We start from the raw sequence: 20,202 nt of genomic DNA, 5'->3' as shown, positions 1-20,202 counted from the left end.
ATCTGCTCCCGCTCCAACGCACTCAACCTCGACGCCATAACCACCCCAACGACAACCACCAACAGGGGGTGTTGCAACCACCGGTTGAGCCCAAGTCAGAACGGGAAGTGTCCAAGATCTGCGGGCTCGCGGGCATGTGCGCCGGCGCGACTACCGCCTCCAGAACAGCAGGTGGGTTACGCCGCTGGAGCTGGGCACCGAATCCAGGTGGAAGCGGTCGAGCAGTTCGTCAGGGCTGTCCCACAGCCGCTCGCCCCGGTGCAGGTCGACGGGGGCGACGGCGATGTGCAGGGTGTCGACCAGGTCGGCGTCGAGGAACTCGCGGATGGTCGCCACCCCGCCGCCGAGGCGTACGTCCCGCCCGTCGGCTGCCTCTTTCGCCCGGGCCAGCGCCTCGGCCGGGCTGGCGTCGAGGAAGTGGAACGTGGTGTCGGCGAGGGTGAACGACGGCCGTACGTGATGGGTGAGCACGAAGACCGGCGTGTGGAATGGCGGGTTGTCTCCCCACCAACCCTGCCACTCGTGGTTCTCCCACGGTCCACGCTGGGGGCCGAACTTGTTGCGGCCCATGATCTCGGCGCCGATGTTGTGCTCGGCGTCGCGGGTGAGGTAGTCGTCCAGGCCGCGGGTTCCGCCGGGCTCGGTGCGGTAGATGAAGCTGGCGGTGGCGGAGCGCCAGGAGAACAGCGCGGTGGGGTCGGCGTGGCCGAAGGGCCGTTCCAGGCTCTGCCCCTCCCCGGTGCCGAACCCGTCGCGCGAGACGTTGAAGCACTGCACCCGCAGTAGCTGTGGCATGAGAAATCCCCTTGTGACGTCAGTTGGTGGTCGTCGTCGGTCCGCCGCCCCGACCCCGATCGTCGAGGACGAGTGGGGCGCGGCCGTCCACGACGTACCGGATGTGGGTTACCTGCGGCGTAGGGATGACCCGGGTCGGCGTCAGCTCGATCGCCTCCTTGTCGCCGAGGTCGAGGTCGGCGTCGAGGAGTCGCAGGCCGGTGCCGAGCACGACCGGTACGACGTGCAGCTCCAACTCGTCGAGCAGGCCGGCCTTGAGCACCTGTCGTACGAGGCTGCCGCCGCCGGCCACGGCTACGTTCTTTCCGCCGGCCACGGCACGTGCCTGCTCGACGGCGCTGGCCACTCCGTCGGTCACGTACGTGAAGCTGGTGCCACCGCCGCGCAGCAGAGTTTCGCGAGGTCGGTGGGTGACGACGAAGACCGGTGCGCGGAACGGAGGCTCCTCGCCCCACGGCACCTCGCCGCCGTCGGCCATCCGCCGGCCCATGACGTACGCGCCGGCCGCCTCGAACGTCTCGGCCATCACGTCGGAGTTGGCGTCCCGCTCGCCACCGGCGAAGCCCAGCCGTTCGCGCCAGGCCGCTGCCTCCGTGGCCCAGCGGGTGATCCGGAAGAAACCGGCGGCCTCGGCCGAGTCGATCCAGTTGCCGTCGCCGTCGAACTGCGGGCCGGCGTAGAACCCGTCCAAGGACACCGACAGTTGGGCGGTCACCTTCGTCATCTCGCTTGATTCCTCTGCTCGGGCGGCACCCGTCGGGTGCCTGCTCGCAACGAGGTCGGAGTCGATCGCGACACCCCTACCCGGATCCTTTGTGACCTGAGTCACATCTGCGTCCCGGTAGGCTGGCGATCATGCGGATTGGCATCGTGATCCTGCCGGACCAGCGCTGGAGCCAGGCGCAGCACCGCTGGCGGCAGGCCGAGGAGTGGGGCTTCGACCACGCGTGGACGTACGACCACCTGGGCTGGCGAGACCTGGTCGACGGCCCATGGTTCGACTCCATGAGCACGCTGACCGCCGCCGCCACCGTGACGTCCCGGATTCGACTCGGCACGCTCGTGGCGTCGCCGAACTTCCGCCATCCGGCCGCGTTCGTCCGCCAGATCACCACGGTGGACGACGTGTCGGACGGTCGACTGCTGCTCGGTCTCGGTGCGGGCGGAATCGGGTTCGACTCGGCGGTGCTGGGTGGCGAGACGCTGCCGCCGCGCCAGCGGGTCGACCGGTTCGCCGAGTTCACCGAGTTGCTGGATCTGATCCTGCGCGAGGACGGCACGACGTGGCGGGGTGACTGGTTCGCCGCGGTGGACGCCCGCAACAACCCCGGCTGCGTGCAGCAGCCCCGGGTGCCGTTCGTGGTGGCCGCCAACGGGCCGCGCTCGATGCGGCTGGTGGCCCGCTTCGGGCAGGGGTGGGTGACCACCGGCACCGGCGACGACAACGACCTGGCGAGCTGGTGGAGCAGCGTCTCGACGCTGTCCGCGCGGATGGACCGGACGCTCACCGAGGCCGGCCGCGACCCGGCCACGCTGGACCGTTACCTCCTGCTGGACTCCGCGCCGGTGTTCTCGCTGACCAGCGCGCAGTTCTTCGCCGACCAGGTCGGCCGGGCCGCGGAGTTGGGCTTCACCGACGTGGTGACGCACTGGCCGCGCCCCAGCAGTTGGTACGCCGGCGACGAGGCCGTCCTGGTCGACGTGGCGACCCGACTGCTGCCTGAGCTGCGCGGATAGCGCCGGCTCAGGTGCCCAGGTCTCCGGTGGCCACCCCGCCCTCGCCGCCGGAGACCAGCCGCAGCCGCAGGCAGACGATCGGGGTGTCGTTGTCGACGGGTGTGCCGAGCCGCGCCCAGTAGGCGGCGTGCCCCGCCCGCCACTCCTCGATCGAGCGGTCGCCCTCGCCCTCGGCGCGGGCGAACTCCCAGGGCACGTCGCCGAAGCGGACCACCTCGACACCGGTGATCTCGACGACGCCGGCCAACGCGTCGTCGTCGTCGACGAGCGCCAGCCGTTCGCCGACCTGCTCCAGTTCCTCGTTCTCTTCGGCGTACTCGGCCAGCCGACCGGCGGTCGCGGTCTTCACACCGGCCAGCACCAACGTGTTCAGGGTCGTCCGCAGCTCGCCCGGCGTGCCGAGGGCGAGCGTGCGCAGGTCAGCGATCCGAGGCCACATCCTGCCGAGGCTAGGCCAGCGCGACCGGACGCGCCGCCGTAATCCTTTCCGGCGCGGCTCAGATCAACTGCACGGCGTAGCCGGCGGCGTCGAGCAGCCGCTGGTCCCCGGTGGCCGCGTGGGCGTCGAGGACCGCGTCGGCCAGCTTGACCACGTGCTCGTCGCCGTGCCGGACCGCCCGCGCGAAGATCTCCGCCGGGGTCCCGGCGGCGACCGACGGCGGCGTCACCGCGTCGTTCGAGGCGTACACCGAGGTCACGGCCGCCGTCGCGGCCCAGGCCGCGGCGAAGCTCGGCGCCCAGAGTGCCTCATCGAGTGCCGGCAGGGTACGCAGCACGGCGGTCGGCGCCGTCACCGCGTGCACCAGCATGACCGGCTCCGCGTGCCCGAAGCGCAGGTAGTCGAGGCCGGCGCGGTACACGAGCGTGCCGAGCCCTCGCTCCGCCTCGCCCGGCGTCCGCGCGGGGCGCAGCGCCGCGAGCGCCGGTTCCCACCGGGGTACGCTCCCCAGCCTCCCCAACCGCTCCCGGATGCCCCCGGTCCGGTCGTCGATGCGGGGCAGCCCGGCCAGCGCGGCGGCCACGTCCGGGCCGTCCTGGTCGGCCTGCTCGGCGTCGCTGTCCGACAGGACCGGAGCGAGGAGTCGGTCGGCGCCGGGCACCTGCTGCCAACGGGCCGCCCAGTAGCCGAGGGCCTGGCCCAGTTCGGTGAGCCGGGGCGGGTTCGCCCCGTACAGGTGCAGGGCGCGTACCGCGTGCCCCACCCGGATCACCCCGTGGGTGGCGCCCGCAGCGATGCCGGGCAGCAGTCGGGGCCACCAGGTGCCGAGCACGTCCCGCCACGGCGCCTCGCGCAGCTGTCGGTCGAAGTACGCCAGCCAGTCGCCGGTCCGCTTCGCGTCGCCCAGCGCCGCCCGCCAGTCGTCGATCGGGCGTAGGCCGCGCGGCAGCTCGTCCAGCCGGGTCAGGTAGTCGTCCAGCCAGCGGTGCACCTGTCGCTCGTATCCGTGCCGGACCAGCGCCTCGACGGCCATCGGGCCGTGGTTGGAGAGCCAGCCCTCGAACTCGGGACCGGTGTGGTGCAGCCGTTCGTACGCCTCGTCGAGGATTCCGTCGCTCATACGTCGATCGTCGAAGGTGAAGTGCGCTTCAGGTCAACCCGGCAACTCCTCGTCGGTGATCAGGCCGGTGATCCGAAGCGCGGCGACGGTCTCCGGCGGGCAGTCGACGGCCACCACGGCCGCCCCGAGGACCTGCGCGCCGCGCGTGGCGCAGATGTCGTAGAGGGCGCGGATCTGGGCGCCGGTGCGTACCCAGTCGTCCACCACGAGCACGCGGTCGTCGGGGCCGAGGTGTCGCTCCCGTACGGCCAGGTCGACCCGCCGTCCCCGGTAGTCGGGCGGGCTCTGTGCCCAGGTGAGCGGGCCGGCCGGCAACCTGCCGTCGCCGGGTTTGTGCGCGGCCACGAAGCCGACCCCGAGGGCGGTCGCGGCCAGCGGTCCGATCAGCAGTCCGGTGACCGCCGGGGCGAGCACCACCGTCGGTCGGGCCTCCCGGTACGGGGCGACCAGGGCGGGGCCCAGCTCGGCCAGCACCGTCGGGTCGCGCCACCAGCCGGAGATGTCACTGACCAGGTGGCTGACGCCCGGGCCGGGGTCGATCCAGCGGAACAGGGCGGCCAGGCGTCCGGTCAGTTCGGTCGGCATCCGCTCATCGTGCGGCACGGGCACCCGGCGCGTCCGCACCTGGGCCGCTCGACCCACCCCGCCTCGGATGATCGGCTATAGCTACTGGGGCAAATACTGGCATACCACCATGATCACGTTGACTTCGGAAGTGCTTCTCTCGTTACGGTCCGACCCGGTTTGTTCAATCGACGAAAGGACCGGGCCGGTGGCAGGTAGGCACTCCCGTACCCGCATCTTCTCCTCCCCGGCGGGCATCGCGGCCACCGCGGCGGTCGGCGTCGCCCTGGCCGTCGGCGGCACGGTCGGCGCCGTCCAGCTCACGTCGGGCTCCGGCCAGTCGGGCCAGGCGGCGTTGGACTTCACCCCCACCACCGCCGCCAGCCTCACCCCCGCCTCCCCGAGCGTCTCGCCGAGCGCCAGTGCCACCGCGACACCCAGCGTGACGGCCAGCCCGTCCGCCAGCCGCTCGCCGCAGGCCGCCTCCCGGGGCAAGGCCCGCACCGCGTCGCCGAAGCCGAGCCCCAAGGTCAAGAAGACCACGCCGGCGGCGAAGGTCCTGGAGAGCGGATCGTGTGGCGCGTCCTTCTACTCCGACGGGCAGCTCACGGCCAACGGTGAGTCGTTCAACCCGAACGAGTTGACCGCGGCGCACAAGACCCTGCCGTTCAACACCAAGGTCCGGGTGACCAACCCGAGCAACGGCAAGTCGGTCGTCGTGCGGATCAACGACCGTGGACCGTTCATCGACGGCCGCTGCCTCGACCTGTCCCGTGCCGCCTTCGCGACCATCGCCTCGGTCGACGTCGGCGCGCTCACCGTTCGCTACGAGGTTCTCGGCTGAGCGTATTCGAGAACGCCGATACGGTTACGAGCGTGGGCCGGGTGGACAGAACATCCTCGGACGACGGGCCAGGTTCATTCACCGGTTCACGTCGATCAGGCATGCTGTCCCTCGTACCCACGCGACTCCTCCAGTCGGGCCGTAGCCCGCTGAGCCCCGGATCCCGCGCCGGCATCGGCGCGGCCGTCGTCCTGCTCGCGATCGTCTCGGTGCTGGAACTGGCCGACGGCCGCCGGGTCCACTACGTCGCGCTCCTGGCCGCCGCACCGATCCTGGCCGCCGCGCTGGCGGCCTGGCGCGTGGTGCTGGGCGTGGGTGCCGTGGCGACCGTGATCGGGATCGCCTTCGCGGCGACCGACCCGAGGATGATGTTGGTGACCTCGGTCAACATGGTGGCGGTCGGGCTCGCGAGCGGGCTGGCCGTGGCGGTGGCCTGGGTACGACAGCGGCAGGCGGAGCAGATAGCCGAGCTGACCAAGCTCGCGTCGGTGGCCCAGCAGGCCGTGCTGCGTCCGCTCGGACCGCAGATCGGCATGCTCTCGGTGGCCGGCCGCTACATCTCCTCCACCGCGACCGCCGAGATCGGCGGGGACCTGTACGAGGCGATCGACACCCCGTACGGCGTCCGCATGATCATCGGCGACGTACGTGGCAAGGGTCTGGACGCGGTGCGCCTGGCCAGCATCGTCCTGGGTTCGTATCGGCACGTGGCCTACGAGCGGGCCGACCTGCGTGCCGTGGTCGCCGACCTGGACCGCGCGGTGGCCCGCAACGTCGGCGACGAGGATTTCGTGACGGCCGCGCTCGTCGAGGAGCGGGGCGGGACGCTCACGATCGTCAACTGCGGCCACCCCTCTCCGCTGCTGCTGCGCCGGGGCGCGGTGATCCCGCTGGAGCCGCCGGCGCCCGCGCCGCCGCTCGGGTTCATGCCGGCGGTCCGGCCCCGGGTGGAACGCCTGGAACCGGGCGACCGCCTGTTGTTGTTCACCGACGGTCTCGGTGAGGCCCGGCGGGACGGCGAGTTCTTCCCCACCGCCGACCGGGCGTGGCGGCTGCTCGGGCACGGCACGGTCGCCGACGGGCTCGCGTCGCTCGAGACCGCCCTCGTCGAGTGGGTGCACGGTCGCCTGGACGACGACATCGCGCTGGTCCTCATGGAGTACGTCGGTTCCCGTACCGGGGTCACGTCGGCCGTGCCGAGCTGGGAAGTCGGCGCCGCCGAGAGCTGAACGGGACCACCGCTCGGAAACTGTGTAATCGCCGTCACTCCGCTGATCGGCTTGTCGCTGCCTACCCGCGAGTAATACAGTCGGGGTTACTGATCGGTAACACCTGTCCGGAAGCGGGGCCAGTGAGCATGACCCACTACAAGAGCAACCTTCGGGACCTCGAGTTCAACCTGTTCGAGGTTTTCGGGGCGGACCGGGCGTTCGGCCAGGAGCCGTACTCGGAACTGGACACCGATACCGCCCGGAGCTTCCTCGCCGAGGTGGACCGCCTGGCCCGCGAGGACCTGGCTGCCAGCTACACGGACAGCGACCGCAACCCACCGGTCTTCGACCCGGCCACGCACACCGCGCCGCTGCCGGAGTCGTTCAAGAAGTCGTACCAGGCGTTCATGGACTCGGAGTTCTGGCGGCTGGACCTGCCGCCGGCCCTGGGTGGCACCAACGCCCCGCGTGCCCTCTGGTGGGCCCTCGCCGAGCTGGTGCTCGGAGCTAACGCGCCAGTCTGGATGTACTCCTCCGGCCCCTCCTTCGCGCACGTGCTGCACGTCGAGGGGACCGAGCGGCAGAAGGGCTGGGCCAAGCTCTTCATCGACAAGCAGTGGGGCTCCACGATGGTGCTCACCGAGCCGGACGCCGGTTCGGACGTGGGCGCGGGTCGTACGCGGGCGATCCAGCAGCCCGACGGCAGCTGGCACATCGAGGGCGTGAAGCGCTTCATCACCTCGGGCGAGCACGACCTGAGCGACAACATCGTGCACTACGTGCTGGCCCGCCCGGTCGGTGTGGAGGGCGTCGGCGGCCCCGGCACCAAGGGCCTGTCGCTGTTCGTCGTGCCCAAGTTCCACTTCGACGAGACCACCGGCGAGCTGGGCGAGCGCAACGGCGTCTACGCCACGAACGTCGAGCACAAGATGGGCCTGAAGGTCTCCAACACCTGCGAGATGACCTTCGGCGAGCACGGCGTACCGGCCAAGGGTTGGCTGCTGGGCGACAAGCACGACGGCATCCGGCAGATGTTCATGATCATCGAGTACGCCCGGATGATGGTCGGCACCAAGGCCATCGCCACGCTGTCCACGGGCTACCTGAACGCCCTGGAGTACGCGAAGAACCGGGTGCAGGGCGCCGACCTGGTCCAGCAGGCCGACAAGACCGCCCCTCGGGTCACCATCACCCACCACCCGGACGTGCGGCGCTCGCTGCTGCTGCAGAAGTCGTACGCCGAGGGTCTGCGGGCCCTGGTCCTCTACACCGCCACCTGGCAGGACAAGGTCGCGCTCGCCGAGGCGGCCGGCGACGAGAAGGCCACCAAGCTGGCCAAGCGGGTCAACGACCTGCTGCTGCCGCTGGTGAAGGGCGTCGGTTCGGAGCGGGCGTACGAGATGCTCGGCCACGAATCCCTGCAGACCTTCGGTGGCTCCGGCTTCCTTGCGGACTACCCGCTGGAGCAGTACGTCCGGGACGCCAAGATCGACACCCTGTACGAGGGCACCACCGCCATCCAGAGCCTCGACCTGATCTTCCGCAAGATCGTCCGGGACAACGGCAAGGCGCTGCTGGCGGTGTCCGGCGAGATCCAGGAGTTCATCTCCACCGAGGCGGGCAACGGCCAGCTCAAGGAGGAGCGGCAGGCGCTCGGCAAGGCGCTGGCCGAGATCCAGAACATCCTCGGTGTGCTGACCGGATGGCTGGGTGAGGCGCAGGCCGGCGACCCCCGCGCGCTCTACAAGGTCGGCCTGAGCAGCCGGCGGTTCCTGCTGGCGATCGGTGACCTGGTCGTCGGTTGGCTGCTGCAGAAGCAGGCCGACGTCGCGCTCAAGGCCCTCGCCGGCGAGGTCTCCGCCACCGACAAGGCGTTCTACACCGGCAAGGTGGCCGCCGCCCGGTTCTTCGCCCGTGAGGTGCTGCCCCGAATCGGCGCCGACCGGCGCATCATCGAGGGCACCGACCTCGACATCATGGACCTCCCGGAGGAGGCCTTCTGACCGTGCCACGGCACGCTTGAGCGGTTCCGGGTCGCACCACCCGGCACCCTCGGTGACGGCCGGTGGGGCCTCACGCCCCGCCGGCCGTTTGCGGTCTCCGGGGCCACCAGCGGAGCGGCACGACGTGCGGCGCGTGTTGGCCGGGCCCGGTCGGGTATGCCGCTGCCGTGGCGGGTAACCCGCCTCGACCACGGGAACGCCCAGAGCCACCGCACGGGGGAGTGCAGCGCACATGGGTGTAGGAAGCGGCATCTTTCTCATCGCGCTCGGCGCGATCATGACCTTCGCGATCCGGGCCAACGTCTGGTGGATCGACCTGCGCGCGGTCGGCTGGGTGTTCATCCTGGCCGGGCTCGCCGTGCTACTGACCACCCTCTGGTTCTGGCAGGACCGGCGCAAGCGGGCCCGGACCCTCATCGTGGAGGAGAACCGGCTGTCCCACCCCACGGCGATGATGCCTCCGCCGCCGGACCCGCCGCCGCCGACCGCGCCACCGTCCTGACCACCTGAGCGCGTACGCCTGAGCCACCCGCCGAATCGCGGGTGGCTCAGCCGCGTGCCGTGTGCCGCTGGGCGATCGGCGCTCCGCCCCGGTCCCACTTCGTCCAGGTGGCCGCGCTGCGGTGCACCGCCAGTTCGGCGGTCCGCAGTCCCTCCTCGTCCGCCGTCTCCGAATCGAGAAACGCGGAGAGCAGCGAGACGCCCGGATTGTGGGCGATCAACAGCACCACCCGAGCCGCCGGATCGGCCGTCCTGGCCAGCGACAACAACTCCTCGGGGTGGGCGTCGTACGCGCCGGGCTCATAACGCACGCTCGGGCGGGGACCGGCCGGCCCGCCCTCCGGGGGCGAACCCGTCATCCCCATCGCCACACCGTGCCAGGTCTGCCGGGTCCGCAGGGCGGTCGAGCAGATCACCACGTCGGGCAGCAGGTCGTGGTGGGCCAACCAGGCCCCGGCCGCCGCCGCGTCGGCCTCCCCACGGGCGCTCAACGGGCGCTGGGCGTCGTCCGTACCCTCGCTGCCCGGCTCGGCCTTCGCGTGCCGGAGCAACACCAGTGTCCGCGCCTCGGCGGGGCTGTCGGTCATGCCCCCAGCTTGCCCGATTGGCGATCTTCCTGCCGGGGTAAGTCCAGGGATGCCGCACCCCCTACCAACGGCCCGCGGCGGGTCGTACGCCAGGTTAGAGCCGAGGAGCGAGACATGGGCATTGGTGGCAGCATCTTCCTGATCGCGCTGGGCGCGATCTTCGCATTCGCCGTGGAGGCCGACCTCGGGTGGTTGAACCTGTCCGTGGTCGGCTGGGTGTTGATGCTCGCCGGTGTCGCCGGCCTGCTCGTCACCCTCTACTTCTGGAACGGCCGCCGTCGTACCGTGGTCGCCGCGCCGGTCCGCGAGGACGTGGTGGTCGACCGGGTGGTGCCGGTCCAGGACGACCAGGTCATGCGGGAGTACCGCGAGGTGCGTCGGCCGGGCCGTCCGGTCTGACCACAACCGCGTCAGCCGGGGTCCCGCAGCGTGGCGGGGCCCCGGCTCGCGTCTGCGGTGTCGGCAGCTCAGGCGAACAGCGCGAAGTAGATCGCGACGTGGTGGCACAGCGCGGCCACCAGCGTGCACGCGTGGAAGAACTCGTGGTGGCCGAAGACCGTCGGCCACGGGTTGGGCCGGCGCAGGGCGTAGAACACCGCGCCGACGCTGTAGATGGCACCGCCGACGATCAGCAGCACCAGCGCCGTGACACCGCCGCCGTGCAGGATGTCCGGCAGCATGGCGACCGCGACCCAGCCGAGCGCCAGGTAGAGCGGCGCGGACACCCAGCGCGGCGCGTGCGGCCAGACGAGCTTCAGCGCCACACCGCCGAGAGCCCCACCCCAGACCAGGGCCAGCATGATGGTGGCCTGCCGGGTCGAGAGCAGCATGGTGCAGAGCGGGGTGTACGTGCCGGCGATGAACACGAAGATCATGCAGTGGTCCATCCGGCGCATCACCTGGTAGCCGCGCTCCGACCACACTCGACGGTGGTAGAGGGCGCTGGTGCCGAACAGCCCGCAGACCGTGAGGCTGTAGATGGCGCAGCTCACGAGGGGCGCCCAGCCCGGGCGGCTGGCGGCGATCGAACAGAGCACGATGCCGGCGACCAGCGCGACGAAGAAGGCGTACGTGTGTAGCCAGCCGCGCATCCGGGGCTTGCCGATGTCGACCGGCTTCAGGCGAAGCGGGGCGGAGGTGCTCACGCCCTCAGGTTACGGCACCGTAGGTTACTTTCAAGTAGTCCGAGCGGTGACGCGTCGCACGCGCCGATCTTGCGGTTTCCGTGGTTGAAATGAGTGGACAACTCCTTTTGTCGGCACAGAAAGTGCAAGATCGCGAGGGATGGAGGCGGCGCTCGTCGGTGAAGATGGGGCGATGCGGATTCGGCCCGTCGGGGCGCACGCCCTTCTGATCGAGTTCGGCGCCACCGGCCTGACCGCGTCTGAACTCGTGGAGGCGTGGCGGGCCGAGTTGTGGCAGCGCCGCGAACGCGGGGACCTGACCGCAGTGGAGATCGTCCCAGCGGCCACCACGGTCCTCCTCGACGGACTACCAGACCCCACCGCAACCGCCGCCCTACTGTCCCGCTGGGCACCCGAAGTCACCGCCGCCGCGAGCGCCCCCTCCCCTCCCGCCGATCTTGCACTTTCTGCGCCGACGAAATGGCCTGATCAGGTCATATCGACAACAGAAACTGCAAGATCGACGCAGGAGGCCCACGGCGCGGACGTCGTCGCCGTGGAGGTCTTGTTCGACGGGCCGGACCTGCCGGTCGTCGCCGAGCACTGGGGCGTCGATGTGCCGGCGGTGCGGCGTCGTCTCACCGGCACGCTTTTTCTCGTCGCCTTCTGCGGCTTCGCCCCTGGCTTTCCCTACCTGACCGGGCTCCCCGCCGAGCTGGCGTTGCCCCGGCTGCCCACCCCACGCCCACGGGTACCGGCCGGCTCGGTCGCCCTGGCCGGCCCGTACGCCGGGATCTATCCCAGCGCGTCCCCCGGCGGTTGGCTGCTGGTCGGCCGGACCGACCTGCCCCTCTTCGACGTCGACAGCGACCCGCCCGCCCGGCTCGGCCCCGGCACCCGCGTACGGATGGTGACGGCGTGACAGGTCCCGCCGAGATCGAGGTGCTGCGCGCGGGGGCGCTCACCACCGTGCAGGACCTCGGCCGGCCCGGCTGGGCGCACCTCGGCGTACCCCGCTCCGGCGCGCTCGACCCGGCCGCCCTGCGGCTCGCCAACCGGCTGGTCGGAAACGTCGAGGAGGCCGCCGGCCTGGAGATCACCCTGACCGGCTGCGCGCTGCGGCTGACCCGCGCCACCACCGTGGCCATCACCGGCGCGCAGGTGACCGTCCGGGCCGGGGACCGGGCGGGCGACACCGGCCGCCCGCTCAGCCTGCCCGCCGGTACGGTGCTGCGCGTCGGCCCGGCCCGTCAGGGCGTACGGAGCTGGCTGGCCGTGGCCGGGGGCATCGATGTGCCGGCGGTGCTGGGCAGCCGCTCCACCGACACCCTCGCAGGGCTCGGCCCGGCCCCACTGCGCGACGGTGACCGGCTGCCGCTCGGCGTACCGACCGGCGAGCCCGCACCGGTGGACGTGACCATCGGCGCGACCCCCGCGCAGGAACTGCGCCTGGGCGTACGCCTCGGCCCCCGTGACGACTGGTTCACCCCGACCGCTCTCGACCGGCTGTTCGGCAGCGCGTACACCGTGAGCCCGGTCAGCAACCGGGTCGGCGCGCGGCTCGCCGGCGCGCCGCTGCCCCGCGCGGTCGCCGGCGAACTGCCCAGCGAGGGAATCGTGCTCGGCGCGGTGCAGGTGCCGGCGGACGGCCAACCCCTGATCTTCCTCGCGGACCATCCGACCACCGGCGGTTACCCGGTCATCGGGGTGGTCACCGACGTGACCCCGCTCGCGCAGGCCCGCCCAGGTACTACCGTCAGGTTTCATGGACCTCAACGCTGACCTGGGCGAAGGATTCGGCATCTGGCGGCTCGGCGACGACGACGCCCTGCTGGCCTTGGTGACCAGCGCCAACGTGGCCTGCGGTTTCCACGGCGGCGACCCGTCCACGATGCGGCGGGTCTGCGAGGGCGCGGTACGGCACGGGGTGGCGGTGGGCGCGCAGGTCGGCTACCGGGACCTGGCCGGCTTCGGCCGGCGGCGGATCGCGTACGACTTCACCGAGCTGCGCGACGAGATCACCTATCAGTTGGGGGCCCTGGACGCGTTCTGCCGGATCTTTCGGACCCGGGTGCGCTACCTCAAGCCGCACGGCGCGCTGTACCACGCCGCCGCCACCGACGAGTCCCAGGCGGCGGCCGTGGTCGCCGCCGTCAGCGACCACAACCCCGACCTGCCCGTGCTCTGTCTGCCCGGCTCCACGCTCGCCCAACTCGCCCTCGGCGCGGGCCTACCGGTGGTCGCCGAAGCCTTCGCCGACCGCGGCTACCTGCCCAACGGGTCGCTGGTGCCGCGCGGCGCGCCCGGCGCGCTGATCAGCGACCCGGAGGAGGTGGCCACCCGGGCGGTACGGATGGCCACCGAACGGACCGTCGTGGCGGTGGACGGCACCGTGATCCCCTGTCCGGTCGAGTCGATCTGCGTCCACGGCGACACCCCGGGCGCGGTGTCCGCCACCGAGTTGGTACGCGCCAGCCTGATCGACGCCGGCGTCACGGTGGCGCCGTTCGCCTGAGCGCCGGCGTCCCGTAGCGCTGGCGTCGAGCCCGCAGCCTTACGCGTCGAGGCCGCGCAGCACCAGGGGCAGCCGGGTCGCGGCGCCGTCGACCACGCGTACCGGAACCCCCCAGTCCTGTCGGGTCAGGTGGCAGGCCGCGTGCTCGACGTCGGCGTCGCAGGTCGCCGCCTGCGCGGTCACCTGGAGGACGCCGCCGGTGACCTCGCCGTTGAGCACCAGCCGGCGGGACAGCTCGGTGCTCGTACCGCCGCCGTCGAGCAGCAGCTCCGGCGGGGACGCCGAGACGACCAGACGCGTCGACGGCCCGTACGTCTCGTCCAGCTTCTGGCCCGGGGCCGGGGTGAAGACGATGTCCAGGGTGACCTCGCCGGCCGCCACGTCGGTCGGCTTGCGCTCGGTACGGTGCCGAGGGCCGTCCACCGTGCTCGCGCCCGCCGCCGACAGGGCGCCCGGAGCGAGCCGGGTCAGCCGGTGCGCGGCGGACTCCACCACCAGCACCTCACCGGACGGGGTGAGCACCAGGTCGCTCGGCTCGGCCAACCCGTCCGCCACCGTGGAGACCTGGTTGCTGGCCGGGTCGAAGCGGCGCACCGCGCCGTTGTAGGTGTCCGCGATCAGCACCGAGCCGTCCGGCAACGCGCACACGCCCAGCGGGTGTTGCAGCAGCGCCGACTCAGCCGGCCCGTCCACGTGCCCGAAGTCGAACAGGCCCTGGCCGACCGCGGTGCCCAGCACCCCGTTCTCGACGTACCGGACGGCGCTGGTCTCGCTGTCGGCCACCCAGAGCCGGACGCCGTCGGCCGAGACGGACAGCCCCGACGGCTGCGCCATCCACGCCTCGGGCAGCGGCCCGTCCCGCAGCGCCTCCACGGTGGTGCCCGCGTACATGCCGGCGGTCCGCTTGATCGGGTCGAACCACCAGAGCTGGTGGATACCCGCCATCGCGATGATCAGCTTGTCGTCGTACCAGGCCAGGTCCCACGGGGAGGACAGGTCCACGGCGAGCGCGTCGTGCGCGTGGTCGTCGATCGAGGCACGCCACTGCCGGCCGCTGCCGGCGACGGTGACCACCTCGCCGGACTCCAGCCGCACGCCTCGCAGGAGGTGGTTGACGGTGTCGGCGACCACCAGGTCGTAACCGGCCACCTCGGCGACGTGCGTGGGCAGCAGGCACAGGCCCTGCGGCTCGGAGAAGGTCGCCGAGCCGACCGGCCCGTCTGCCCGACCCCGCTCGCCCGAGCCGATCCGGCGTACCGGCGTCTCGCCGTCCGGGGCCACCTCGACCAGCGAGTGCCGCGCCGAGTCGGAGACCAGCAGGTTGCCGTCCGGGAGCAGCACCGCCTTGCCCGGGAAGCGCAGAGCCGTCTCCGGTGCCGGCGGAGGAACGTACGGCCCGTCGCCCCGGTGCAGGGTGCCCTTCGCCTCGTGGGTGGCGATCAGCTCGTCGATCAGCCGGGCCAGCCCTTCGGCGTGACCCTCGCCGGCCATGGTGGCCACCACGTACCCCTCGGGGTCGATCACCGACAGGGTCGGCCAGGCGCGGGCCGCGTACTGCTGCCACATGTCCAGCTCAGGATCATCGAGTACGGGGTGGTGCACCCCGTACCGTTCGACGGCGGCGACCAGCGCGTCGGCGTCCTTCTCGTGCTCGAACTTCGGTGAGTGCACGCCGATCACGACGAGCACGTCGCCGTACTTCTCCTCCAGCGGCCGAAGCTCGTCCAGCACGTGCAGGCAGTTGATGCAGCAGAAGGTCCAGAAGTCCGCAAGAACGATCTTGCCACGCAGGTCCTGGAGAGTCAGATCCTTGCCGCCGGTGTTGAGCCACTGCCGGCCCCGAAGCTCGGGTGCCCGTACGCGCGCTGTCGTTCCCATGCCTGCCAGCCTGCCACGCGGCATCGGTGCGGCCGTCGTGACCCGGATGACATCACGCGCCGGGACCACCCGGACGCGAAGCGGCGGGGCCACGGTCGCCCGTGACCCCGCCGTCGTCGGTCCTACTTGGTGGCCGGCTTGAGGCAGAGCACCCGGTTGGTGCCCTCGCCGGGCAGCACCACGTGGGGCTGCGCCGGGTCGGCGCACTTGTCCTTCGCATCCACCTTGGAGACGATCGTGAACGCGCCCGCCTCGGTGCAGGGCACCTCCGAGGCACCTTGGCCGACCTGCTTGACGCAGGTGCCGACCGCCGGGTCGAAGGCCGGCGTGTCGTTCCCGCCACCGAACTTGCCGAGCAACATGAGCAGGCCGAGCGGCACCGCCAGGATGAGCACGGCGGCGATCAGCACCGCGGCCAGGACCCGCCCGTTGCGCACCTTCGGCGTGGGCGGCTCAACCTTGGGCTCGTCCGCGTCCGGCTTGAACGAGTCGAACCGGCCCTGGTCAGACTGGCTTGCCTCCTGGCCCCAGGACGGGGTGGGCTGCGGCGGCGGGAAGGCCGGGAACTGCGCCCCCGGCGGCTGCTCGACGGCTGGTCCGAAGCCCGCAGCGCCGTTCACCGTGGCGGTGCCGGCGGCCGGCGCGCCCGGTCCGAAGCGGTCGTCCGGACGCTCACCGCCGGACTGCGGCCGAACCCCGTTCATCGGCCGGTTGTTGCCCGGCGCGTCGACGAAGGACGGCACACCGGGCGGGAAGGCCGGCGGCGCGGCGGCGGCCGCTGCGGGCGGTTCACCGAAACCGTTCGGCGCGGACGGCGCGTCCTCGCCCCACCCGGGGAAGCCCTGCCGTTCCGGCCCGTTCTGCCAGTCCGGCGGGCTCTGGCGCTCGGGCGCCTGCTGCCAGTCGGGCACACCGGGACGGCCGGCGTCCTGCTGCCAGTCCGGTACGGCCGGGCGGTCGGGCGCCTGCTGCCACTCGGTAGCGCTGGGGCGGTCGGCGTCCTGCTGCCAGTCGGGCGCGCCCGGGTGTTCGGGGCTCGGGGTGGCCTGGAACGCCGCCGGACCCGCCTGCTCCGGCTCGTCCTCGTCGGGCCGGGACGGACGGCCGTACACCCGGGGTTGGGGTGCGGCCGCGCTGGCCGGCCGCATCGCCTGGTCGGCCGGGGGCATCACGCGGCTGGCCAGCGGCACCGAGGCGCTCGCCGAGGCGCGGCCCGCCGCGCCGGCGGACGAGTCGGCGTCCGCCGCCGGTACGACCGCGCGGCCCGCCCCGGACTCCGGCGAGGTACGCGGAGCGGGCACCACGGCGGCACCCGCGGAGGCCTCCTCGCCCCGGCCCCAGCCGACCGGCTCGGCGTCGTGCTGCACGTCCGGGGTGTCCCGCTCGGGGTACGCCGGCTGCTCGGGGAGCGCGGCGAACGGCGTCGGGGGCACGTAGTCGGCCGGTGGGGCGGCGGCGAGGCTCGCACCCGGTACGCGCTGCTCCTGCGGTGGCAGCGGCACGGCGTTGGCGGGTGAGATGCCGGGCGCGGGCGCGGGCTGGTACACCGGCGGCTCGTCATCCCGGTCGGCGTCCCAACCGCTGCGGGCCTGTGCGGATGCCTCCGCCTCGGCGCGGCCCCACACCTCGCCCGCTGCCCACGGCTCGGTCTGGGCGACGCCGGGAGTGGCAGGTGCCTGGTTGTCCGGGCCGGCGGCCGCCCAGCCGGGCGTCACGTCGTTGCCGGGCACGCTGACGCTGGCCCGGGCGGACGCGGGACCGGCCTGCTCGGCTTGGGGCCACGCGGTCGGTTCCGGACGCTCGACGGGCTGGTCCTGGGACGGAAGCACCCAGTCCGGCTGCTGCGGACGGCTCTCCGCCGCACCCCAGGCCGTGGGCTGCGGGGCGTCGTCCTGCGCGGGCCAGGTGCCGGCCGGGACCTGGGCGGCGCCGCGTGCTTCGGCCGGCGCCCAGCCGGGGGAGGCTTGTTCGGCCTGCCCGGCCGGTTGGCCCCAGGTCTGGGGCGGCTGCTCGGCCGGCGTCCACACGGGCTGGTCCTCCCGGGCGGCGGCCCCGACGGGCCATCCGCCCGATCCCGACGGGTCGTCCTGCTGCGCGGGTACGCCAGCGCGGCCGGCGTGCTGCGCCGGCTCGGCATGCCACTGGGGGGCTGACGGGCTGACCGGGGCTGCCCCCCCGGCCCATCCACCGGAGCGGGACGGGTCGTCCTGGGCGGGCCAGGCGGCGGTGGCCGGGGGCACCTGGGCGGCGCCACGCGCGGCCGATTGGGCCTGCGCCCAGTCGGGCTGCTGCTCGGAGGCGGCGGGCCAGGCGGGGGCTGGCTGCTCGGGTGGCGTCCAGGCCTGCTGCGCGGGGGGAGTCCACTGGGCGGTCGGTGCCGGCTCCGGAGGGCCTCCGGCAGCCCAGGCGGGCTGTGCCGGATCGTTGGGCTGCGGCGCGGCGGCAGCGCCCCACGCGGGGTTCGGTTGCTGCTCCACCTGGGTCGCCCAGGACGGGTTCGGCCGCGCGGGCGGCGGGGGTGGTGCCCAGCCCAGGTCGGGGCCGGCGGCGTCGTTGCCGTTGTCCGGCTGCGCCGGGCGGTCGCCGTACGGCGCCGGTCCGCCGGCGCCCGGTGACACCTCGTCCGGCTCCTGGCCGGGACGGTGCGGGCCCTCGGACGTCATGGGTGCGCCTCCTCCATCACATGTCGGCCGCCGGTGCCGATCGGTCTCCTCGGCATGGCTGCCGGCGTCACCGGCGTACCGCCGTGCCGGCTCCCCGCACCGTATCCGGTGGCCCCTTGGGGCGTCCAAAGGAGCACCGGTCGTCACTGCCCGTCGCCGGGTGGTGTCGAGTAGCTTCTATCGGCTCGGCGTCGGCCGGGCCGGCGGACGGCGACCGAAGCCCACCGTACCGGGCGCTGCGGCAGCGCGGAATCCCGGTGTCACGTGCGGGCGTCCCGGTGTGACGCACGGGCGGAACGCCGATGGCCCACCCGGTGGGCCGGGTGGGCCATCGATCTGGAGGAGGTGAGGAAAGTTGTGGAGCGTCAGCTCATGTGACGCTGGGCGATGACGAGAAGCTCCTCGCGCACGGCCGGCGAGTTCGCCGAGCGCAACGCGTGCTCGATGGCACGGGCGCGGCGGTTGGCCTCGCGGTGGTTGCGGATTCGCTCGATCATGCTGCTCATTGCTGGGTCCCCCTGGCTATTCGGTTGTCGGCCCCTGATGTGTCTATTCAACCGCAGAAGCCGGCCAACTTCCATCGATTATTAGGTGAGCTGGGACACCTGCCTAACAATCAAAGGTCAACAAGCCTCGTCGCCGACGGTTCCTTCGCCCAACGGACACGGCCGGTGTGCCGGGCGTTAACCCGTGGCACACCGGCCGTGGCTGGCGTCTCGAACCGTCAGGTCCAGGCGAGCAGCGCCGCCTCGGGGTCGGCGAGGAAGTCACCGATGTCGCGCAGGAACTTCGAGCCCAGCTCGCCATCGATGATCCGGTGGTCGAAGCTCAACCCCAGGGTGGTCACCTGGCGAACCTTGACCTTGCCCTTGTGCACCCAGGGCATCTCCCGCACGGCGCCGAAGGCGAGGATCGCCGACTCACCCGGCGGCAGGATCGGTGTTCCGGTGTCCACGCCGAACACCCCGACGTTGGTGATGGTCAGGGTGCCGCCGGACATGTCGGCGGGCGAGGTGCGGCCGGACTTCGCCGTCTGCACCAGGCCGTTCAGCGCGTCCGCCAACTCGCGCAGCGAGAGCCGACCGGCGTCCTTGACGTTGGGCACGATCAGGCCGCGTTCGGTCGCCGCCGCGATACCGAGGTTGACGTACTCCTTGACCACGATCTCGTCACCCGCCCAGGTCGAGTTGACCATGGGGTGACGCTTGACGGCCAGCAGCACGGCCTTCGCCACCAGCAGCAGGGGCGAGACCCGTACGTCGCGCCACTCGCGCCGGCCCCGCAGGCGCTCCAACGCCCTCATGGCCCGCGTCACGTCGACGGTCAGGAACTCCGTCACGTGCGGGGCGGTGAACGCCGAGCGGGACATGTTCTCGGCGGTGAGCTTGCGGACCCCCTTGACCGGGATGCGCTGCTCACGGTCCGCGCCGAAGCTCGCGGCGCTCGTCGCGGTCGAGGTGGCCGCGACCGGCTCGGCCGCCACGGCCCCACGAGACGCCTGCTGTACGTCCTCCCGCGTGATCGAGCCCAGCGGCCCCGACCCGGTCAACGCCCGCAGATCAACCCCAAGATCCTTGGCAAGCTTCCGAACCGGCGGCTTGGCCAGAACGCCCGCCGCGCCTGCCCCGACCGCCCCACCGCGTCGATCATGGATTTGTGGTGCCGGACTTACGGAGGTTGGGGTGATGTTGTCACCCACCACAACTCCATGATCGACCCCGGCGGGGGCCGCGGTGGTCGCGGCCTGCGCCGGGACGCCGCTCTTGCGGGGGCGGCGCTTCGCCGTTGTCGTACGGGGGCCGTAGCCGACCAGGACCGCCGTGCGGCCGCCCGGGGCGGGACCGCCGATGAGACCGGGCTCGACCATGCCCTCGGCCGGAGCCACCTCCACCGCAGCCAGCGACGCCGCCGACGGAGTGGGCAGGTCACCGGCGGGCGTGGCCGTGGTGGACGGGACGTCCAGCGGGCCGGCGCCCGGGTCGGTGTCGATCGCGATGATCGGCGTACCGACCTCGACCGTGGTGCCCTCCGGGTGGTGGATCGCCTGCACCTGCCCGGCCCACTTCGCCGGGATCTCCACCGCCGCCTTGGCCGTCTCGACCTCGACGATCGGCTGGTTCAGCTCGATGGTGTCGCCGACCTTGACCAGCCAGGCCAGGATCTCGCCCTCGGTCAGCCCTTCGCCCAGGTCGGGCAGGTTGAACGTCTTGATCCGGGACAT

At 72.3% G+C, this 20,202-nt stretch carries 20 protein-coding genes; 9 read left to right on the top strand and 11 right to left on the bottom strand.

Features of this window, described 5'->3' with window-relative positions:
- Window positions 1-150 precede the first annotated feature (150 nt).
- Complete coding sequence (locus ACIA3K_RS12210) at window positions 151-795, bottom strand: dihydrofolate reductase family protein (RefSeq protein ID WP_396800810.1); 645 nt, start codon at window positions 793-795, stop codon at window positions 151-153.
- A 19-nt stretch (window positions 796-814) separates the two neighbouring features.
- Complete coding sequence (locus ACIA3K_RS12205) at window positions 815-1,519, bottom strand: dihydrofolate reductase family protein (RefSeq protein WP_396800809.1); 705 nt, start codon at window positions 1,517-1,519, stop codon at window positions 815-817.
- 131 nt (window positions 1,520-1,650) lie between these two features.
- On the opposite strand from ACIA3K_RS12205, the gene ACIA3K_RS12200 reads away from it, so the two are divergent.
- Entirely contained in the window at window positions 1,651-2,532 is an 882-nt protein-coding gene (locus ACIA3K_RS12200) for an LLM class flavin-dependent oxidoreductase (protein ID WP_396800807.1), read from the top strand.
- A 7-nt stretch (window positions 2,533-2,539) separates the two neighbouring features.
- On the opposite strand, the gene ACIA3K_RS12195 is transcribed toward ACIA3K_RS12200, so the two are convergent.
- The 3 genes from ACIA3K_RS12195 to ACIA3K_RS12185 are packed head-to-tail and all read right to left on the bottom strand — an operon-like array spanning window position 2,540 to window position 4,676.
- Complete coding sequence (locus tag ACIA3K_RS12195) at window positions 2,540-2,971, bottom strand: ASCH domain-containing protein (protein WP_396800806.1); 432 nt, start codon at window positions 2,969-2,971, stop codon at window positions 2,540-2,542.
- A gap of 58 nt (window positions 2,972-3,029) precedes the next feature.
- Window positions 3,030-4,091, bottom strand: a complete 1,062-nt coding sequence (locus ACIA3K_RS12190; protein ID WP_396800805.1) for a questin oxidase family protein — start codon at window positions 4,089-4,091, stop codon at window positions 3,030-3,032.
- A 33-nt stretch (window positions 4,092-4,124) separates the two neighbouring features.
- Entirely contained in the window at window positions 4,125-4,676 is a 552-nt protein-coding gene (locus tag ACIA3K_RS12185; protein ID WP_396800803.1) for a phosphoribosyltransferase family protein, read from the bottom strand.
- Window positions 4,677-4,863: 187 nt separating this feature from the next.
- Here ACIA3K_RS12185 and ACIA3K_RS12180 point away from each other — a divergent pair, with 187 nt between their 5' ends.
- The 4 genes from ACIA3K_RS12180 (at window position 4,864) to ACIA3K_RS12165 (ending at window position 9,215) form a co-directional block, all read left to right on the top strand.
- On the top strand, window positions 4,864-5,499 hold the full coding sequence (locus ACIA3K_RS12180) for a septal ring lytic transglycosylase RlpA family protein (protein WP_396800802.1): 636 nt from the start codon (window positions 4,864-4,866) through the stop codon (window positions 5,497-5,499).
- 101 nt (window positions 5,500-5,600) lie between these two features.
- Window positions 5,601-6,728: a PP2C family protein-serine/threonine phosphatase gene (locus tag ACIA3K_RS12175; RefSeq protein WP_396800800.1), complete on the top strand. Its 1,128-nt coding sequence runs from the start codon at window positions 5,601-5,603 to the stop codon at window positions 6,726-6,728.
- A 128-nt stretch (window positions 6,729-6,856) separates the two neighbouring features.
- Complete coding sequence (locus ACIA3K_RS12170) at window positions 6,857-8,713, top strand: acyl-CoA dehydrogenase (protein WP_396800836.1); 1,857 nt, start codon at window positions 6,857-6,859, stop codon at window positions 8,711-8,713.
- 232 nt (window positions 8,714-8,945) lie between these two features.
- Window positions 8,946-9,215, top strand: a complete 270-nt coding sequence (locus ACIA3K_RS12165; RefSeq protein WP_007454197.1) for a DUF6458 family protein — start codon at window positions 8,946-8,948, stop codon at window positions 9,213-9,215.
- 46 nt (window positions 9,216-9,261) lie between these two features.
- Here the strand turns inward: ACIA3K_RS12165 and ACIA3K_RS12160 are convergent, their stop codons facing one another.
- Window positions 9,262-9,801 carry a SixA phosphatase family protein gene (locus tag ACIA3K_RS12160; RefSeq protein WP_396800798.1) on the bottom strand — a complete coding sequence of 180 codons (540 nt, stop codon included), beginning with the start codon at window positions 9,799-9,801 and terminating at the stop codon, window positions 9,262-9,264.
- A 114-nt stretch (window positions 9,802-9,915) separates the two neighbouring features.
- Between ACIA3K_RS12160 and ACIA3K_RS12155 the strand changes: the two genes are divergently transcribed.
- Window positions 9,916-10,200: a DUF6458 family protein gene (locus ACIA3K_RS12155; RefSeq protein ID WP_357129517.1), complete on the top strand. Its 285-nt coding sequence runs from the start codon at window positions 9,916-9,918 to the stop codon at window positions 10,198-10,200.
- A 68-nt stretch (window positions 10,201-10,268) separates the two neighbouring features.
- On the opposite strand, the gene ACIA3K_RS12150 is transcribed toward ACIA3K_RS12155, so the two are convergent.
- Window positions 10,269-10,946 (bottom strand): hemolysin III family protein, encoded by a 678-nt coding sequence (locus tag ACIA3K_RS12150; RefSeq protein WP_357129520.1) that lies wholly within the window; start codon window positions 10,944-10,946, stop codon window positions 10,269-10,271.
- Window positions 10,947-11,118: 172 nt separating this feature from the next.
- Here ACIA3K_RS12150 and ACIA3K_RS12145 point away from each other — a divergent pair, with 172 nt between their 5' ends.
- From ACIA3K_RS12145 to ACIA3K_RS12135, 3 genes are read left to right on the top strand one after another with little or no spacing between them, the layout of a single operon-like run.
- Window positions 11,119-11,847, top strand: coding sequence for an allophanate hydrolase subunit 1 (locus ACIA3K_RS12145; protein WP_396800795.1), 729 nt, complete (start codon window positions 11,119-11,121; stop codon window positions 11,845-11,847).
- Window positions 11,844-12,707, top strand: coding sequence for a biotin-dependent carboxyltransferase family protein (locus tag ACIA3K_RS12140; protein WP_396800793.1), 864 nt, complete (start codon window positions 11,844-11,846; stop codon window positions 12,705-12,707). Before ACIA3K_RS12145 ends, ACIA3K_RS12140 begins: the two co-directional genes overlap by 4 nt.
- Window positions 12,691-13,440 carry a LamB/YcsF family protein gene (locus ACIA3K_RS12135; RefSeq protein ID WP_396800791.1) on the top strand — a complete coding sequence of 250 codons (750 nt, stop codon included), beginning with the start codon at window positions 12,691-12,693 and terminating at the stop codon, window positions 13,438-13,440. Before ACIA3K_RS12140 ends, ACIA3K_RS12135 begins: the two co-directional genes overlap by 17 nt.
- 39 nt (window positions 13,441-13,479) lie before the next feature.
- Here ACIA3K_RS12135 and ACIA3K_RS12130 read toward each other — a convergent pair whose 3' ends face one another.
- The 4 genes from ACIA3K_RS12130 to ACIA3K_RS12115 all read right to left on the bottom strand — a co-directional run bounded on the left by ACIA3K_RS12130 (window position 13,480) and on the right by ACIA3K_RS12115 (window position 20,202).
- Entirely contained in the window at window positions 13,480-15,318 is a 1,839-nt protein-coding gene (locus tag ACIA3K_RS12130; RefSeq protein ID WP_396800790.1) for an NHL domain-containing thioredoxin family protein, read from the bottom strand.
- 122 nt (window positions 15,319-15,440) lie between these two features.
- The gene (locus ACIA3K_RS12125) at window positions 15,441-17,981 is read right to left on the bottom strand and encodes a hypothetical protein (protein ID WP_396800789.1); all 2,541 of its coding nucleotides are present in this window, start codon (window positions 17,979-17,981) and stop codon (window positions 15,441-15,443) included.
- A 365-nt stretch (window positions 17,982-18,346) separates the two neighbouring features.
- Window positions 18,347-18,487 carry a hypothetical protein gene (locus ACIA3K_RS12120; protein ID WP_355048476.1) on the bottom strand — a complete coding sequence of 47 codons (141 nt, stop codon included), beginning with the start codon at window positions 18,485-18,487 and terminating at the stop codon, window positions 18,347-18,349.
- Window positions 18,488-18,705: 218 nt separating this feature from the next.
- Window positions 18,706-20,202 carry a dihydrolipoamide acetyltransferase family protein gene (locus ACIA3K_RS12115; protein WP_396800835.1) on the bottom strand — a complete coding sequence of 499 codons (1,497 nt, stop codon included), beginning with the start codon at window positions 20,200-20,202 and terminating at the stop codon, window positions 18,706-18,708.

Origin of the sequence: Micromonospora sp. NPDC051543, from assembly GCF_044454415.1 — a bacterium.
In the GTDB taxonomy this organism is placed as follows: Bacteria; Actinomycetota; Actinomycetes; order Mycobacteriales; family Micromonosporaceae; genus Micromonospora.
The sequence above is the reverse complement of the archived record's forward strand: the minus strand, read 5'-3'. Positions and strand labels throughout refer to the sequence as shown.

What these genes read in the sequence shown, in the direction of transcription:
- ACIA3K_RS12210 (WP_396800810.1), bottom strand. Translation starts at nt 795, where the DNA reads ATGCCACAGCTACTGCGGGTGCAGTGCTTCAACGTCTCGCGCGACGGG.
- ACIA3K_RS12205 (WP_396800809.1), bottom strand. Translation starts at nt 1,519, where the DNA reads ATGACGAAGGTGACCGCCCAACTGTCGGTGTCCTTGGACGGGTTCTAC.
- ACIA3K_RS12200 (WP_396800807.1), top strand. Translation starts at nt 1,651, where the DNA reads ATGCGGATTGGCATCGTGATCCTGCCGGACCAGCGCTGGAGCCAGGCG.
- ACIA3K_RS12195 (WP_396800806.1), bottom strand. Translation starts at nt 2,971, where the DNA reads ATGTGGCCTCGGATCGCTGACCTGCGCACGCTCGCCCTCGGCACGCCG.
- ACIA3K_RS12190 (WP_396800805.1), bottom strand. Translation starts at nt 4,091, where the DNA reads ATGAGCGACGGAATCCTCGACGAGGCGTACGAACGGCTGCACCACACC.
- ACIA3K_RS12185 (WP_396800803.1), bottom strand. Translation starts at nt 4,676, where the DNA reads ATGCCGACCGAACTGACCGGACGCCTGGCCGCCCTGTTCCGCTGGATC.
- ACIA3K_RS12175 (WP_396800800.1), top strand. Translation starts at nt 5,601, where the DNA reads ATGCTGTCCCTCGTACCCACGCGACTCCTCCAGTCGGGCCGTAGCCCG.
- ACIA3K_RS12170 (WP_396800836.1), top strand. Translation starts at nt 6,857, where the DNA reads ATGACCCACTACAAGAGCAACCTTCGGGACCTCGAGTTCAACCTGTTC.
- ACIA3K_RS12165 (WP_007454197.1), top strand. Translation starts at nt 8,946, where the DNA reads ATGGGTGTAGGAAGCGGCATCTTTCTCATCGCGCTCGGCGCGATCATG.
- ACIA3K_RS12160 (WP_396800798.1), bottom strand. Translation starts at nt 9,801, where the DNA reads ATGACCGACAGCCCCGCCGAGGCGCGGACACTGGTGTTGCTCCGGCAC.
- ACIA3K_RS12155 (WP_357129517.1), top strand. Translation starts at nt 9,916, where the DNA reads ATGGGCATTGGTGGCAGCATCTTCCTGATCGCGCTGGGCGCGATCTTC.
- ACIA3K_RS12145 (WP_396800795.1), top strand. Translation starts at nt 11,119, where the DNA reads ATGCGGATTCGGCCCGTCGGGGCGCACGCCCTTCTGATCGAGTTCGGC.
- ACIA3K_RS12135 (WP_396800791.1), top strand. Translation starts at nt 12,691, where the DNA reads ATGGACCTCAACGCTGACCTGGGCGAAGGATTCGGCATCTGGCGGCTC.
- ACIA3K_RS12130 (WP_396800790.1), bottom strand. Translation starts at nt 15,318, where the DNA reads ATGGGAACGACAGCGCGCGTACGGGCACCCGAGCTTCGGGGCCGGCAG.
- ACIA3K_RS12125 (WP_396800789.1), bottom strand. Translation starts at nt 17,981, where the DNA reads ATGACGTCCGAGGGCCCGCACCGTCCCGGCCAGGAGCCGGACGAGGTG.
- ACIA3K_RS12120 (WP_355048476.1), bottom strand. Translation starts at nt 18,487, where the DNA reads ATGAGCAGCATGATCGAGCGAATCCGCAACCACCGCGAGGCCAACCGC.
- ACIA3K_RS12115 (WP_396800835.1), bottom strand. Translation starts at nt 20,202, where the DNA reads ATGTCCCGGATCAAGACGTTCAACCTGCCCGACCTGGGCGAAGGGCTG.